The organism is Streptomyces sp. NPDC059248, assembly GCF_042753905.1.
In the GTDB taxonomy this organism is placed as follows: Bacteria; Actinomycetota; Actinomycetes; order Streptomycetales; family Streptomycetaceae; genus Streptomyces.
In genome coordinates, this window is record NZ_JBHYZV010000022.1 from 1 (window position 1) to 14,480 (window position 14,480).

The following is a 14,480-nucleotide window of genomic DNA, read 5'->3' on the forward strand; positions in this document are numbered from 1 at the left end:
GTCGGGACCCGTACGCGGACGGCCGGGCCGTCCTTGCTGCTCCCAGGGAAGGAATCGAACCCTCATTCAATGGACCAAAACCATTTGTCCTGCCATTAGACGACCTGGGAAGGCATCCGAGGTGACGGGTCTCACGACCGGGCGATCACCGGGACAGCCCCTACTATGCCGTACGGCCCGCCTCCCCCGCGACGGTGTACGAGCCGGATAGTGGCGGGTACGGGACGGTGCCGGGGCCGGCGGGGGGTCTGCCCGGGGGCTGCTCCGGGCCTGCTCGGGGTCCGTGCCGGTTCGGCCGGGGCCGTGCCGGGGTCCGTGCCGGGGTCCGTGCCGGTTCGGCCGGGGTCCGTGCCGGGGGTCGTGGCGGGATCGGCCGGGGCCGTGCCGGGGCTGCCCGGGGACGACGGCGGAATCGCGGGAAACACCCCGGGTGTTCGCCGTCCGCCGCCCGTAGGGTGGAGCGCATGACCACAACGGGGGCACACCAGGAAGCGACGGGCACGACGCCCCGTTCCTGGCTGTGGTGGGGACGGCGGCGAAGCGTCGCGCTTGATGTGGGGCTCGGGCTCGTCTCCGCCTTGGAGTGCGCTCTCGAGGGCTGGCGATTCGCGGAACGCACCGCGACCCCCGTCGCCCTCGGAGTGCTGTTCGGAATGATCGCCGGGGCGTCGCTCGTCCTGCGCAGACGCTGGCCCATCGCGGTCGTCCTCGTGGGGATCGCGATCACACCGGCCGAGATGGGCTATCTGCTCACCATCGTCGGCCTCTACTCGCTCGCCGCGTCCGAGGTGCCGCGGCGGATCACCGCCACGCTGACCGGGATGTCGCTGGTGGGGATGTTCATCATCGCGTTCGTACAGATGGAACAGGACGTCCGGGAGGCACCGGAGGACTTCGGTGACCCCGGGGCCTGGTTCGTCCCCGCGATGTCCGCGTTCGTCGCGGTCGGCCTCGCGCTGCCGCCGGTCCTCTTCGGCCTCTATATAGGTGCGCGGCGACGGCTGATGGAGAGCCTCCGCGAACGCGCGGACAGCCTGGAGGCCGAGCTGTCCCTCCTCGCCGACCGGGCCGAGGAACGCGCCGAATGGGCCCGTACGGAAGAGCGCACCCGGATCGCCCGCGAGATGCACGACGTCGTGGCCCACCGGGTGAGCCTCATGGTGGTCCACGCGGCGGCGCTCCAGGCCGTCGCGCTCAAGGACCCGCCGAAAGCCGTCAAGAACGCGGCGCTCGTCGGCGACATGGGGCGACAGGCGCTGACCGAGCTGCGCGAGATGCTCGGCGTCCTGCGCTCGGGCGACGACCGGCCGTCGGTCGCGGCCGTGCCGCTGGCGGCGGTGGGCGCCGCCGCCGCGGCCGCCGCGGCGGCGGCAGCCGGGGGTGACGGCGACGGGCCCAGCATCGCCGACGTGGAGGCGCTCGTCGGCCAGTCCCGGCAGGCGGGCATGGTCGTCGAGTACGCCGTGCAGGGCGAAGCCCGCGACTATCCGCCGGAGGTCGAGCAGACCGCGTACCGGGTGATCCAGGAAGCCCTGACCAACGTCCACAAGCACGCGGCGGGCGCGAAGGTGCTCGTCCGGCTGGCGCACCGCGGTACCGAGGTCGCCATGCAGGTCGAGAACGGCGCGCCCGACGCGTCCGGGGACGGCGCGGACCTCCCGAGCGGAGGCAACGGGCTCGTGGGCATGCGGGAGCGGGTCCACGCGCTGGGCGGCGTCTTCGTCTCGGGCCCGACGGACGCCGGTGGCTTCCGCGTCTCGGCCGTGCTTCCGGTGGGCTGACGCGACGCTCACGCTGTGCGTCCGGGTGCGGCTTGGTGGGTGGCTGGTCGCGCAGTTCCCCGCGCCCCTGGATGTCGTGATCCAGGCTGCTGGTGGGGTGCGGGCCCCGGTTTGTCTTGTTGGCCGGCCGCGCTCCAGGACCCTGCGGGTTGCCTGTGCGGCGCGGGTTGGTCGGTCGGTCCCGGGGCCACCTCCTCGCCATCGGCGGAACTCGGGGCCTTGGAAACGCTGACCGCTGCATCCCGCCGACGGCTGCGGGGGCGACCCCGCACCCGCCCTCCCCACGACGACGGACATGACCGGCACACCACGTGCTTTTAGGGGCGCGAGGAACTGCGCGACAAGCCACAGACGGGCCGCGGTCGGGAACGTGAGGGTCGCCGCCGCGGCGCTTTCCGGAAGCCCTGGGTCCTCAGTGGGAGGCGATCAGGCGGTGGGGGGTGCGGCCCAGCAGCAGGCACTCCAGGCCCTCGTCCACCGATTTGCCCACGTACCAGTCGCCCGTGTGGTCGACGCTGAACATCCGGCCCGATGTGTCGATCGCCAGGACCGCCTGGTCGTCGCCCTCCACGCCCAGGGGCGCGATCTCCGTGTCCAGGGCGCGGCCCAGGTCCGCGAGGGTGCGGGCGAGGTGGAGCCCGTACAACGGGTCGATCCGCAGTTCGGGCGGTGCCACCTGGCGCCCGGGGGCGAGCGCCGTGACGCGCAGTCCGCCGAATTCGGCCCAGGCCTCGACCGCCGCCGGGAACAGGGAGTGCCGGTGTCCGCCGGGGGAGACGTACGCCCTGAGGGTGTCCGCCCAGTGCTCGGCCAGCTTGATGTCCCAGCGGCCGGGGCGCCAGCCCGCCTCCCGGAGGGCCGCGTCGACGCCGACGGGGAAGCGTGTCGTGCTCAGGTTGTCGGGCATGGGGTGGTGGTCAGCCGTTCTCGGGTGTGCCGGGGTCGACGGCGCGGACGCCGAAGTGGTCGAGCATGGCGGTACAGGACCGGCACGGCGGGGCGTAGCTGCCGTGCAGCGGGTCGCCGTCCTCCCGGATCCGTCGCGCCGTCAGTTTCGCGCTCTTCAGGGCGCGTTTGGCCTCGGTGTTGGTCATCGCCCGGCGCTGGGCCCGTTTCGAGCGCCTGCCGTCCGCCTCGGTGAGATGCCGGGAGAGCACCAGTGTCTCCGCGCAGCGCCCGGTGACCCGTTCGCGCTGGCCGCTGGTGAGCGTGTCGAGGAAGTCCTGGACGAGGGGGTGGAGGACCGGTGCCCGGTCCGCCTTCGCGGCGGTGGAGGTGAAGACCGTTCCGCGCACGGAAAGGGCCGCCGCGACCGTCGGCAGAATGCCGTCGCGGCGGTGCCCGAGCGTCGGCGGGCGCGTCGTCTCGTCGCTGCTCCAGCTGAGACGGGGATCACCCGTGTCGCTCTGTGTACGCGGTTGCGCTGTGTGCATGGTGCCGTCGTCCCCTCCCCTGCACTCCCCCCGAGCGGGAACAGCCTGCCAAACGCTGTGCTTTCTGGGGAAGCTGGGGCGAAAAAACGTGTATCCCCGTCGGCGTTCGGTCACTCGATCGTGACAGTTGGTGAGCGGTCGGGGCCCGAGAGGGAACTGGCATACGAGAGCGGAGGTATCGGTTCCGGGGTGGCGGGCGGCCGGTACGCACACGGGGCGCGGCGGCGTGAACACGGGGCGCGGCCACGGCGCGCGGCGGGTCCTGGGGCGGGGGAAGCGCTCTGGCGACGGAGCCCATCCCACCGCATAGGCTGTCCCGAACAGCCAGTAGCCAGCAGGGGGCAGAACCCATGACGACAGGTCGGCAGGGGCTGGGAGCCCCACCTCCCGGCGCCGGTGCCCAGCCGCCCGCCGCGCCGCCGAACGCGGCCTACGCCGGTCAGGTCGTGCACTTCCCGGATCCGGTACGGGCCGCCCGCCACCCCCGCGGGGTGCGGGTGGACGCCGACGGCTACCCGGACTTCTCGCCGTACGCCCGTGCCGCCGCCGAGATCGCCGAACCGCCCGAGGGCTTCGGCATCGACGAACTCCGGCTCACGGACTACGTCTCGGCCAACGCCGTCCTCCACGCCGACGGCCATGAACTGTGGGAGGCCCTGCCCGCCGTCGCCACCCCGCACGGCTGGACCTGGCACCACGTCCGCGGTACCCGCCGGCTCGAACTGGTCCCGGTCGAGGTGAAGGCCCTGCTGCGGCACCACGGCGGTCTCGCCACCGCCGCGGCCGACCACGGCAAGCGCGGCACCCGCCCGTTGCAGGAGGCCCGCCCCGCCCATATCGGGCTGCCCCGGCGCGGTCTCGCCGTCACCGAGACGCAACTCCTCGGTGTGGAGGAGGACCTCGGCTACCGACTGCCCGGCGCCTACCGCGACTTCCTCAAGGCCGCGGGCGGCTGCGCGCCCGTCGGCGCGGCGCTCGATCCCCGGCTCGGACTCCTCGTCGACCAGCCGTTCCTCACGGTCCGCGACGAGGCCGCCGTCAACGACCTCGTCTATGCCAACAAGTGCCTGCGCGACCATCTCACCAAGGACTATCTGGGCGTCGGCTATGTCCAGGGCGGCCTGCTGGCGGTCAAGGTCCGGGGTGGTTCGACCGGTTCCGTCTGGTTCTGCGCGTACGACGACGTCCGCGACCGGGACGACTGGACCGCCCAGGAGCGCGCGGAGGCGCTGCTGCTGCCCTGCGGCGACGACTTCGACGACTTCCTCGGGCGGCTGGCGGGCGATCCGCCGGAGTTGGAGACCGTGGCGGGCCTGATGGTCGAGGGCGGCTTCGCCCGTTCCGTCCCTCCGGGAACGCCCGGGTCCGGTTCCGGGACTGGGACTGGTTCCGTGAACGACGCGCCGGATGGGGAGTGAGACGGCGATGGTGACTTTCGCACAGGCGCAGGAGCGCGCCGAGGAGTGGATCAACGGCGAGCTGCCCGCGTACCAGCACCGCGAGGTGCGGGTACGGGAGTTCGATCTCGGTTTCGTGGTGTGGGCGGAGGACCGCGAGGGCGGTGTCCGGTCCGGCGGCGGTACACAGCGGCTGGTCATCGCCCGGGACGGTGGCGAGGCCACGCTCTGGCCGGGGCTGCCGGTGGGTGAGGTCATCCGGCGGTACGAGGAGGAGTACGGCGGCTCCGCCGACGCGCCGCCCCCCGCCGCGCCCGAGAAGCCGCAACGGATCGACCTCCATCAGACGTCGTTCCTGATCACCCCGCCGGAGTGGCTCCAGGAGGCGGCGAACCGGAGGAGCGGCGATACGGCTCACGAGGACGCGCCGCCCGAGGACGCGGCCCCGGACCCGGGTCCGGAGGACGCGGCCCCGGAGGACGCCCCCCGGGACGCGGAACCGGGCGATGCGGCACCGGGCGATGCCGAACCGCGGGACGTCGGACCGGGTGACGCCGAGCCGCGCGACGCCGAACCGGAGGATGCTCCTCCGGCGGTGGCGTCCGGCGCCGCGTCGGCCGACGGCGCCTGGCCCACGCCCAGCCGCGGCACGGCCGCCGGGCCCGACGACGGCTCCGTACCCCTGCCCGTGACCGTGCTCGAATCGCCGGTCACCCCGGGCGCCGGCGCGGTGGGCGCGGAGCTGCCCACCGCGTTGATGGAGGGCGGCAGCCAGTTGCCGCCGACGGCGGTCGAGGGCGCGATGCGCCCCGGTCCGTCGCCGGTGTCCGTGGCGCCTCCGCAGGGCGCGACCCCGCCGCCCGTACCCCCGGTGTCGGCCGCTTCGACGCCGCCGCCGGGCCCCGGTACCGGCGCCGCCGATATAGCGGACGCCGCCACCGCGAAGGCCCCGCCCCCGCGCCGCCCCGGAGTCCCGGCGGCCCCGCCGCCGCCCGGACCGCCCGGACCTCCGCCCGGACCGCCCGCGCCTCCCGGTGGGACCGGCGCCGGTTACGTACCGACGCAGCTCGTCTCCCAGGTGGGCCCCGGGCACACCCCGCCGCCCGGCCCGCCCGTGCCGCCGCCCGCCGCGCCGGACCAGGTCCACCACGCGGCGACCATGCTCGCCGGGCCGAATCCGCTCGGCCCCGGCGCGCCCCCGCCGCCGCCCGGTGCGCCCGGTGCGCCAGGAGCCGGGGCCACGCCCCCGCCGCCGGGACCCCCCGGCGTACCCGCGTCCGCACCCCGCCCGAACTCCGGCCCGCCCGCGCCGCCGGGACCGCCGCCGCCGGTATCCGGGCCCGGTGCCCCGCCCGCGTACGGCCATCCCCAGCCGTCGGGCCTGCCCACGGTCGGACCCGGCTACCAGGCCGTGCTGCGATACCGCGCCCCGGACGGCTCCGAGGCGCAGATCATCCGTCGCAGCGCGCCCGGTACGCCCCACCCCGAGTGGCAGATCTTCCACGAGCTGCGGGCCATGAACATCCCGTCCGACCAGGTCCTGGGGCTCCATACCGAGCTGGAGTCGTGCGATCTGCCCGGCGGCTACTGCGCCCGGATGATCCGGGAGCAGTGGCCGCAGGCGCGGATCACCAGCATCGCGCCGTACGGCCGCGACCACGCCGGACGCCAGGACGGCATGCGGCAGCTGATCACCCACCAGGGCGAGCTGCACCAGGTCGCCGACGGCCCCGCGCGGCCCGCCCCGGTCCGCGTACCGCTGCCGCAGGTCCAGCCCGCGCCGCCGGTGCCGCCGCAGGGCGTCGCCCAGGAGCTGCTCAACGCCTTCGGTCCGCAGGGCGTCCTCCGCTTCGACCAGCGCGCGGTCTCCAGGCAGGGCGTCCCCGACGTCGTCGCGGCGACCCTCGTCTACGCCGGGCTGCCCGGGGACTTCAACCCCTTCTTCTGGGCGCAGCCCGCGCGGCCGGTAATCCCGACCCTGGCCGAACTCGCCGCCCAGCGGCAGGTGCGGGCCGCCGCCGACGCGTCCTCGTATCTGGTCGTCGGCAGCGACTTCGGCCGGGCGATCTGTGTGCAGTACGGCACCGCCAACATCGTGGCCGTGCCCGTCGAGGCGGGTCCGGGCGGGGCGCCGACGGCACCGCAGTTCGTCAACAGCGGGCTGCCGGAATTCATCCGCTGCCTGGCCCTGCTCGGCCAGATGTGGCGCCTGCGGTACGGGCTCACGCCGGAGCAGGCGGGCCGCTGGACCGTCGACTTCCAGGCGTATCTGGCCGCGCTCGACCCGGCGGCACTGGCGTCGCCCGAGAGCTGGTGGTCCGTACTGCTCGAACAGATGTGGGACGGGCTGCTGTAACGACGGCGACGGCGGTCGTACGGCGGAGACGGGGCGCGGGTCCGACGGGACCGGCGCCCCGTCTCCTCTGCTTTTCGGGTACTTCCGGGGCTTCCCGGGTGTCGACGACCGGTCGCTTCGTCCGTATCGCGGATGATATGCGGCGGTGACGGACGACGAAGGGGCCCGCGAGATGACCACCGCCGCAGCAGCCGAACCGTCCTCCTTCGGGCCCGATCCCGATCCGTCCTGTGAGGTGTTGTGCGATCCGGAGCACGGGTTCGACGTCGTACGCCGCGGTTATCGCGCGGACCAGGTCCACGACCATCTCGCGGCGGTGTCCCGCGAACGCGACGAGGCATGGGAACGGGCGGCCCGGCTCACCGTCCTCGCCAGGGAGATGACGGCGGAGGCGGCGCGGCTGCGGGAGGCCGTGGAAGGGCTCGGACCGCAGACGTACGAGTCTTTGGGCGCGCCCGCCCGGGAGCTCCTCGCCGCGGTCTGGGAGACCGCCGACCACATTCGCACCACCGCCCGTGACGAGGCCAGGAGCGGGGCGGAGGCGGCCGAGACGGCGGCCCGGCGGCTCGCCGAGGAGTCGGGCGCGGCGGCCGGGGCGGCGCTCGCCGAGGCCGAGGACCACACCCGGCGGCTGGTCACCGCGGCGCGTATCGCGGGCGGACGCCTCCTGATGGACGCCCGCCGCGACGCGGGCGCGTACCGTGCCGAGGCGACCGTGGTCTGGGACGGTATGCGGCGGCGCGCCGAGGATCTGCTCGCGGCGCTCGAATCGGAGCAGGCGCAGCGGTGGGCCGAGGTCGAGCGCGAAGCCGAACGCCGGTCCGCCGCCGCGGACGACCTCAGGGCGGGCGGCGAGGGGCGTGCGGAGGCACTGCTGCGGCAGGCCGAGCGGGAGTTCGCCGACGCGGAGGAGCACGCGCGCCGCACCGACGAGGCGGCGGGGGCGCGGGCGGAGGCGCTGCTGCGGGCCGCGGCGGAAGAGGCGGAGGGGGTGGCGCGCGAGACGGACCGCGTCCTGACCCACCACGCGTCGGCCCGCGCGGAGGCGCTGGAGCCCCTGAAACTCCTCCACGACAGCCTCTCGCCTCCGGCCGGCTCGCCTCCCGCCGAGGCGCCGAGGGGTAGGCCGGACAATCCCGGGGGTCCCCTCGCCCCTTGAGCTGCTTATGGCCCGGGACCGGACATGTCCGGCGTCCGCAGGTGTTTTCGGCCCGCGGCCCGGTGAGTGGCTTGTCGCGCCTCTGGAAGTTCTTCCCCGCGGCCGGTCATTTGCCCGCGGCGGCGGCACGGGTGACGGCGGCCGGGAGGCCCGTGCGGACCGAGGTGATCAGGGCCCGGCTGGCGTCGCGCGCGGCGGCGCTGCCCTGGGCGGGGGTACTGCCCGCGCGCTGGCCCAGAACGACACCGAGGACCAGCCGGGGGGTGCCGGCGACCTCCTGGGTGGCGGCCCAGACGAGGTTGCCGCCCGCCGGGGTGGAGGAGCCGGTCTTCAGTCCGACGACACCGTCCCGGCCCAGCAGCTTGTTGGTGTTGGGGATCCGTACACCGCCGGGCGGCGTCACGGCGGGCGTGGCCACGATCGCGCGGAAGGCCGGGTCCTTCATGGCGGCGCGGGCCAGTTTCATCTGGTCGGCGGCGGTGCTGCGGGTGTCGGACTCGATACCGCTCACCCCGGTGTAGGTGGTGCGGTCCATCCCGAGCGCGGCGGCGGTCCGGTTCATCTTGGCGACGAACGCCTCCTGGCCGCCCGCGTCCCAGCGGGCCAGCAGCCGGGCCACATTGTTGGCGGAGGAGACCATCATGATCTCCAGCAGTTCGCGCTGGGTGTAGGTGCGTCCGGCCAGGACGGGTGCGGCCGATTCGGTGGAGGAGAACGCCTCGTCGGCCGCCTGCTGGTCGGCGACGATGCTCGCGCCGGCCCGGCCGTCCTTCATCGGATGGTCCTTCAGGATCACATAGACGGTCATGACCTTGGTGACGCTGGCGATCGGGACCGGGGTCTGCCTGCCCTTGGTGCCGAGGCTGCCGATGCCCTCGACGGACACACTGGCCTGGCCCTCGTCCGGCCAGGGCAGGTCCATGGAGTCGGCGACGGCGGCGACGGCCGGGACGTCGGCGTCGGGCAGTCCCGCGTCGGCGGGCCCGGCGCACGCCCCGGCGAACAGCGCGCCGGCGGCGGCCAGGGCGACGAGGAGCGGACGGCGGCGGGGGAGCGCGGCGGGCCGGGCTCCGGGGCCGGGCCGGGTGGGGCGGCGGACGTCGGACATGGGGGATACCTCCGGTGATTCCGGGTGCGGTCGGGCACCCGGAATCACCTTCGGTCAGGCATTCTTCGGCACCGGTGCGGCGCCGTTTCCACCGCCGCGTAGCTGCGTTGCCGTTACGTTTCATCCCGCGCCGACGGCCGTAACGCCGTGCGGGGTACGCGGGACGCGTCAGAGGTCGAGGGTGGCGACGGCGCCGCCGTCCGGGGCGTTGGCGAAGGCCAGCCGGGCGCCGAGGACCTCGGCCTGCCCCTGGGCGACGGTCAGTCCGAGCCCGTGCCCGCGCCCCCGCTCGCTCGCGCCGGTACGGAACCGCTGCGGGCCCTCGTCGAGCAGTGCGGCGGGGAACCCCGGGCCGTGGTCGCGGACCGTGATCCGGTTTCCGGCGACGGTGATCCGGACGGGCGCTGCGCCGTGCCGCTGGGCGTTGATGACGAGGTTCACCACGATCCGTTCCACCCGGCGCGGATCGGTCTCCACCCGGATGTCCTCTCCGTCCGGGACCGTGACGGAGATTCCGGGGCCCGCCTCCAGGCGCCGTACGACATCGGTGACGAACTCGCCGAGCGGTACGGCGTCGAGATCGGCCCGCTCGATCCCCGCGTCGAGGCGGGAGATCTCCAGCAGATCCTCGACCAGCGCGTTCAGGGCCCGTACCCGGTCCCGGAGCAGAACGGCCACCTCGTCGTCGTCGGGCAGCAGTCCGGCGGTGGTGACCAGGCCCATGAGTGGGGTGCGCAGTTCGTGCGCGACATCGGCGGTGAACCGCCGCTCGTTCTCCAGTCTGCGCTGGAGGGCCGCGGCCATCTCGTCGACGGCGGCCGACATCTCCGTGACCTCGTCGCGGGCGCGTCCGCGACGGCCGATCCGGGCGTCGAGATCGCCGTCGGCGATCGCGCGGGCGGTACGGGCGCCGTGGCCGAGCCGCCGGACGACCGGTTCCGCGGCCAGCGCGGCGAGCGGGACGACGACGGCGAGGGCGACGAGGACGGAGGTGACGATGGAACGGTCCTGGAGCTGGAGGCTGCGCTCCTCCATGTACATATCGGCCCCGGCGATCAGGATCCTGCCGTCGGCGACGGTGGTCGCCGCCCACATCCAGTGCCTGTTGGGCTTGTCGACCTCGTACCAGATACCGATGTCGCCGCCCTGGCGGCGCTGTTCGGCGAGTGCGTCCCGCAGCGGGGCGGGGGTCTCCTCCGGGGTACGGAGATCGAACTTCACGGGCCGGCTCTCCGACCGCTCGTACTGCTCGACCGCCGTCTCCAGCTCGGTGGTGACGCGCTCGCGGCCCACCCTGAGCAGTCGGTCCTGGTTGTCGTCCCGGACCAGGAAGGCGATCACGGCGGCGACGGCACAGCAGGTGAGGGCGGTCAGTGCGGCGATCTTCCAGCGCAGGGCGCGGGGATTGAGCAGGCCCACGGCGGTCAGCCGCGGACGAGTTTGTAGCCGAAGCCGCGGACGGTCTCGATCCGGCCGCCGCCGATCTTCTTCCGCAGCCGCAGGACGCAGAGGTCCACGACGCGGGTGTCGCCCTCCCAGCCGTAGTCCCAGACGTCGCGCAGCAGCTTGCGGCGGTCGAGGACCACTCCGGGGGAGGCGGCGAACTCCAGCAGCAGGCGCAGTTCGGTGGGGGTCAGGGGGATCAGCTCGCCGGCCCGGCGCACCTCCATTCCCCGGGTGTCGACGCTGAGGTCGCCGAAGACGAGGGGCTTGTCGCCGTGTCCCGGGGGCTGGGCGGGTGCGGTGGCCGTGGCGGTGGTGGGTGACCCGGGCGGCTGGAAGGTGGCGCGGCGCAGCAGGGCGCGGATACGGGCGACCATGATCGCGGTATCGACGGGTTTCACCACATAGTCGTCGGCGCCCGCCTCAAGCCCTGCGACCACGTCGAGGGCGTCGCCGCGGGCCGACATCATCAGCACCGGTACCTGGCTCTGCTCGCGGATCCGGCAGCACAGGCCGATCCCGTCGAGCTCGGGCAGCATGACGTCGAGGATCAGCAGATCGTGGCCGCCGTCGCGGAAGGCCTCAAGGCCGCCGAGTCCGTCGGCGGCCACCGTGACCCGGTAGCCGTAGCGCTCCAGGGCGAGCTGGACGGAGCGCCGGATGGCGTCGTCGTCCTCGACGAGAAGCACATGGAGAGGGTCCGGGACCCGGGGTTCCGACACACCGCTCACCTGGGCACCCTCGTTCATCGGAATCCGACCCTCCGTCTTATCGTAATCAGTCGCCGCGGCGGCTCCGGCGCCGGAGAAGGGGGTCACAGCCGCAGGGACGCGGCGACGGGCAGATGGTCGCTGCCGGTCGCGGGCAGGGTCCGGGACGAGCGGGGCGTGATGCCCTTCACATGGATGTCGTCGATACGGACCACGGGGAAGGCGGCGGGCCAGGTGAAGCCGAACCCGTCGCCCGCCTCCCGCTGGACCGAGCGGAGCGGCGAGAAGACGGGGTCGAGCGCCGTGTCCCACGAGGTGCCGTTGAAGTCGCCCATCAGCACGACCCGGGGCAGGGGCTCCGCGCGGAGCGCCGCGGCCAGGGCCCCGGCGGCCTCGTTGCGGCGCCCGGTGGTGAAACCGGCGGCGGGATGGACGCGTACCGACGCGAGATGGGCGACATAGAGCGCGACGGGCCCTCGCGGGGTGTCGGCCGTGGCCCGTATCGCCCGGGTCCACGGCATGATCGGCACCGCCGCCACGTCCTTGAGCGGATAGCGGCTCCACAGCCCGACCCCGCCGATGACCGCGTGGTGCGGGTAGGCACCGGCCAGCGCGTTCTCGTACACCTCCACGGAGTCCGTGGGCAGCTCCTCCAGCGCCAGTACGTGCGCGTCCACCGCCGCCAGGGCGCGCGCGGTGCCGGCCGGGTCCCGGTTGCCCTCGTCGACGTTGTGGCTCACCACGGTCAGATCGCCGCCGCCCGCGCTCTTGTCGGTGAGGGTGCCGCCGAAGAGCACCACCCAGACGACGGCGGGCACGAGGGCGGTGGCGGCCGCGAGCCGGGAACGGCGCACGGCGGCGAGACCGAGCAGTACGGGTACGCCGACGATCGTCCAGGGCAGCAGGGTCTGGAAGAGGCTGCCGAGATTGCCGAACTCGTTGGGGATCCGGTCGTGCAGTGCCATCAGCCCCGCCCAGAGCGGCCCGGCGGCGGCGAGCACCCGCCCGCGGGTCCAGGCGGTGGCGCCCGACACCTCCGGTGGCGGGTCGGTGGCGGGTTCGAGGACTGTCGGAGCGCTCGGCACGTGCGGTGTCTCCCCATCTGGTGACCACCCGGGGCCGGATACGCCCGCCGGGTACGCCACCAGCCTCGGGGAGATGGACTTCTGCCTGGTCAACGGAGTGCTTCAGCGGTCGCGCGGCTCTGTATCAACCGGGTGTCGGCGCGTTTGCCCGTCCGGGGCGTGGGCGGGGGCGCAGGAGTGGGCGGGGGAGTGGGCGGGGCCGGGTCCGGCGGCCGCCGGGCGGAGCGGTGGCGCCGTGTCGCGGATGCCCCGGTGATACAGAACCGAAGGGCGGCCGATGCCGTATCCGGGTGTGGCGGCTACACACGGTGTCCACAGTGGGACGGTCCGCGGACGCCGCGGACTCCCTCACCTTCCCCCCTCACGGAGGCTTCTTCTCGTGTCACCGATGACCGATCACCGCAGTGAGCAGTCCGGCCCGAACGGGGTCGTACGCCGTCGCGCCCTGGCCGTCTCCGCAGTGGTGCTGGCCGGGTTGCAGGCGAGCACCGGCGTCGTCGCCGCGCAAGGCGGTGAGCGTGCCACCGGGGCGGGATTCCGGTGGCAGCTCTGCTCGGCCGTGAAGCCGGGCTGGCCGATCAAGAACGACACCCGCAGCGAGTGCGCCGAGCTGTCCGTGCCGATGGACTACGCGAAGCCCGGGGGCCGGCAGATCAAGATCGCGGTGAGCCGGGTCAAGGCCGACCGGCCGAAGAAGTCCGCGGCGCCCATGGTTTCCGTTCTGGGCGGACCGGGGTTCTCCAACATCAGCGACCCGGCGTCCATGGCGCAGCGCGGACTCGCCGGACTCAACACCGAACACGACTTCATCGGTCTCGACCTCCGGGGCAGCGGCTACAGCGACGGCATCCCCTGCGAACAGAAGCCCTGGCCCGAACCGGCCCCGACGATGTCGGAGAAGGACACCCAGAAGGTCTCCTTCGACCACCAGGCCGAGTACAACAAGCGCTGCGCGGCCGTCGATCCCGAGTTCGTACGGCAGATCACCCCGGAGAACGCCGCCCGCGACATCGACCGGTTCCGCGCGGCGCTCGGCACCGAGAAGATCAACTTCTACGGGTCCTCCTTCGGCACCGCCATCGGAATGGCCTACCGTGCCCTGTTCGACCGCCGCACGGAACGGATGTGGCTGGACTCACCGGTGCCTCCGACCCGCCACCTGCCCACCATGGAAGCCGACCAGGAGGCGAGCTCCACCGAGGACACCGCGCCGTTCGTCGACTGGCTGGCCGGGCGCGACGCCGAGTACGGCTGGGGCGCCGACGACGCCGCCGTCCGGGGACGGCTGGGCGAGCTGCGCGGCCGGCTGGAGAAGAAGCCGCGCACCGATGCCGGCGGAGTGCGTATCGACGGACACTGGGTGGTCGGCCAGGCCTACCGTCCCCGGGAGGAGTGGGACCAAGCGGCGAAGGACCTGGTCACGGTGCGCAACGGCGGCACACCCCCGACGACGCCCCCGGCGTCCCCGGCGACGTCCCCGACGGTGCCTCCGGCGGCCACCGCCGAACCGGCACCGGTACGCCCTCTCGCGCCGGAAGAACCGCGCTACCTCGCCAACGCGCTCCAGTGGCAGGCCATGTTCTGCAACACCGACCGCGCGAGCCGCGGTTTCGCGGACCTGTGGGCGACCCGTGAGACCCGCCGTGCGGCCAACCCCCTGACGGGAGGGACGCATTTCAGCTCCCCGTGCGCGAAATGGCCGCTGAAGGCGCCGGCCGCCGAGCCCGCCCCCGGCAACAGCGCGCTCCAGCTCTCCGGCCACCTCTACGAGTTCGTCACCCCGTACATATGGGCCGAGCAGGCCAGGGACGCCACCGGAGGCACCCTGTTCACCATCCTGAACGGCGGGCACGCCGACCTGCCCCTCACACGCTGCGCCGAGAAGGCGGTCGACTTCTTCCGCACCGGCCGCAAGGCCGAGGGCACCTGTGACGGAGAACCGCGTCCCTGACAGGGCCACGGATCATGGGAACCGGCCCCTCCTTCTCGCTCCAGGCGCGAGAAGGAG

11 protein-coding genes and 1 tRNA gene are annotated in these 14,480 nt (G+C 73.7%); 5 read left to right on the plus strand and 7 right to left on the minus strand.

Features of this window, described 5'->3' with window-relative positions:
• Window positions 1-39: 39 nt before the first annotated feature.
• Window positions 40-110 (minus strand) — tRNA-Gln (locus tag ACFXG1_RS11830).
• A 354-nt stretch (window positions 111-464) separates the two neighbouring features.
• Here ACFXG1_RS11830 and ACFXG1_RS11835 point away from each other — a divergent pair.
• Entirely contained in the window at window positions 465-1,781 is a 1,317-nt protein-coding gene (locus ACFXG1_RS11835) for a sensor histidine kinase (protein WP_384742224.1), read from the plus strand.
• 412 nt (window positions 1,782-2,193) lie between these two features.
• Here ACFXG1_RS11835 and ACFXG1_RS11840 read toward each other — a convergent pair whose 3' ends face one another.
• Together ACFXG1_RS11840 and ACFXG1_RS11845 are read right to left on the minus strand one after the other, a co-directional pair.
• The gene (locus ACFXG1_RS11840; RefSeq protein WP_384720422.1) at window positions 2,194-2,688 is read right to left on the minus strand and encodes an SUKH-3 domain-containing protein; all 495 of its coding nucleotides are present in this window, start codon (window positions 2,686-2,688) and stop codon (window positions 2,194-2,196) included.
• A 10-nt stretch (window positions 2,689-2,698) separates the two neighbouring features.
• On the minus strand, window positions 2,699-3,214 hold the full coding sequence (locus ACFXG1_RS11845; protein WP_384720425.1) for a YwqJ-related putative deaminase: 516 nt from the start codon (window positions 3,212-3,214) through the stop codon (window positions 2,699-2,701).
• 350 nt (window positions 3,215-3,564) lie between these two features.
• On the opposite strand from ACFXG1_RS11845, the gene ACFXG1_RS11850 reads away from it, so the two are divergent.
• The 3 genes from ACFXG1_RS11850 (at window position 3,565) to ACFXG1_RS11860 (ending at window position 8,126) form a co-directional block, all read left to right on the plus strand.
• Window positions 3,565-4,632, plus strand: a complete 1,068-nt coding sequence (locus tag ACFXG1_RS11850; RefSeq protein WP_384720428.1) for an SMI1/KNR4 family protein — start codon at window positions 3,565-3,567, stop codon at window positions 4,630-4,632.
• A gap of 7 nt (window positions 4,633-4,639) precedes the next feature.
• Complete coding sequence (locus tag ACFXG1_RS11855) at window positions 4,640-6,967, plus strand: SUKH-4 family immunity protein (RefSeq protein WP_384742226.1); 2,328 nt, start codon at window positions 4,640-4,642, stop codon at window positions 6,965-6,967.
• A gap of 145 nt (window positions 6,968-7,112) precedes the next feature.
• Window positions 7,113-8,126 carry a cellulose-binding protein gene (locus ACFXG1_RS11860; protein WP_384742228.1) on the plus strand — a complete coding sequence of 338 codons (1,014 nt, stop codon included), beginning with the start codon at window positions 7,113-7,115 and terminating at the stop codon, window positions 8,124-8,126.
• 106 nt (window positions 8,127-8,232) lie between these two features.
• Here ACFXG1_RS11860 and ACFXG1_RS11865 read toward each other — a convergent pair whose 3' ends face one another.
• From ACFXG1_RS11865 to ACFXG1_RS11880, 4 genes are all read right to left on the minus strand, one after another.
• A complete protein-coding gene (locus ACFXG1_RS11865) occupies window positions 8,233-9,234 on the minus strand; it encodes a D-alanyl-D-alanine carboxypeptidase family protein (RefSeq protein WP_384713941.1) in 1,002 nt (333 codons plus the stop codon).
• 168 nt (window positions 9,235-9,402) lie between these two features.
• A complete protein-coding gene (locus ACFXG1_RS11870) occupies window positions 9,403-10,653 on the minus strand; it encodes a sensor histidine kinase (protein ID WP_384713943.1) in 1,251 nt (416 codons plus the stop codon).
• Between the two features lie 5 nt (window positions 10,654-10,658).
• Complete coding sequence (gene cseB, locus ACFXG1_RS11875) at window positions 10,659-11,426, minus strand: two-component system response regulator CseB (RefSeq protein ID WP_384742230.1); 768 nt, start codon at window positions 11,424-11,426, stop codon at window positions 10,659-10,661.
• Between the two features lie 65 nt (window positions 11,427-11,491).
• Window positions 11,492-12,421, minus strand: a complete 930-nt coding sequence (locus ACFXG1_RS11880; RefSeq protein ID WP_384713955.1) for an endonuclease/exonuclease/phosphatase family protein — start codon at window positions 12,419-12,421, stop codon at window positions 11,492-11,494.
• Between the two features lie 439 nt (window positions 12,422-12,860).
• Here ACFXG1_RS11880 and ACFXG1_RS11885 point away from each other — a divergent pair, with 439 nt between their 5' ends.
• Window positions 12,861-14,423, plus strand: coding sequence for an alpha/beta fold hydrolase (locus tag ACFXG1_RS11885; RefSeq protein ID WP_384713949.1), 1,563 nt, complete (start codon window positions 12,861-12,863; stop codon window positions 14,421-14,423).
• Window positions 14,424-14,480 lie beyond the last annotated feature (57 nt).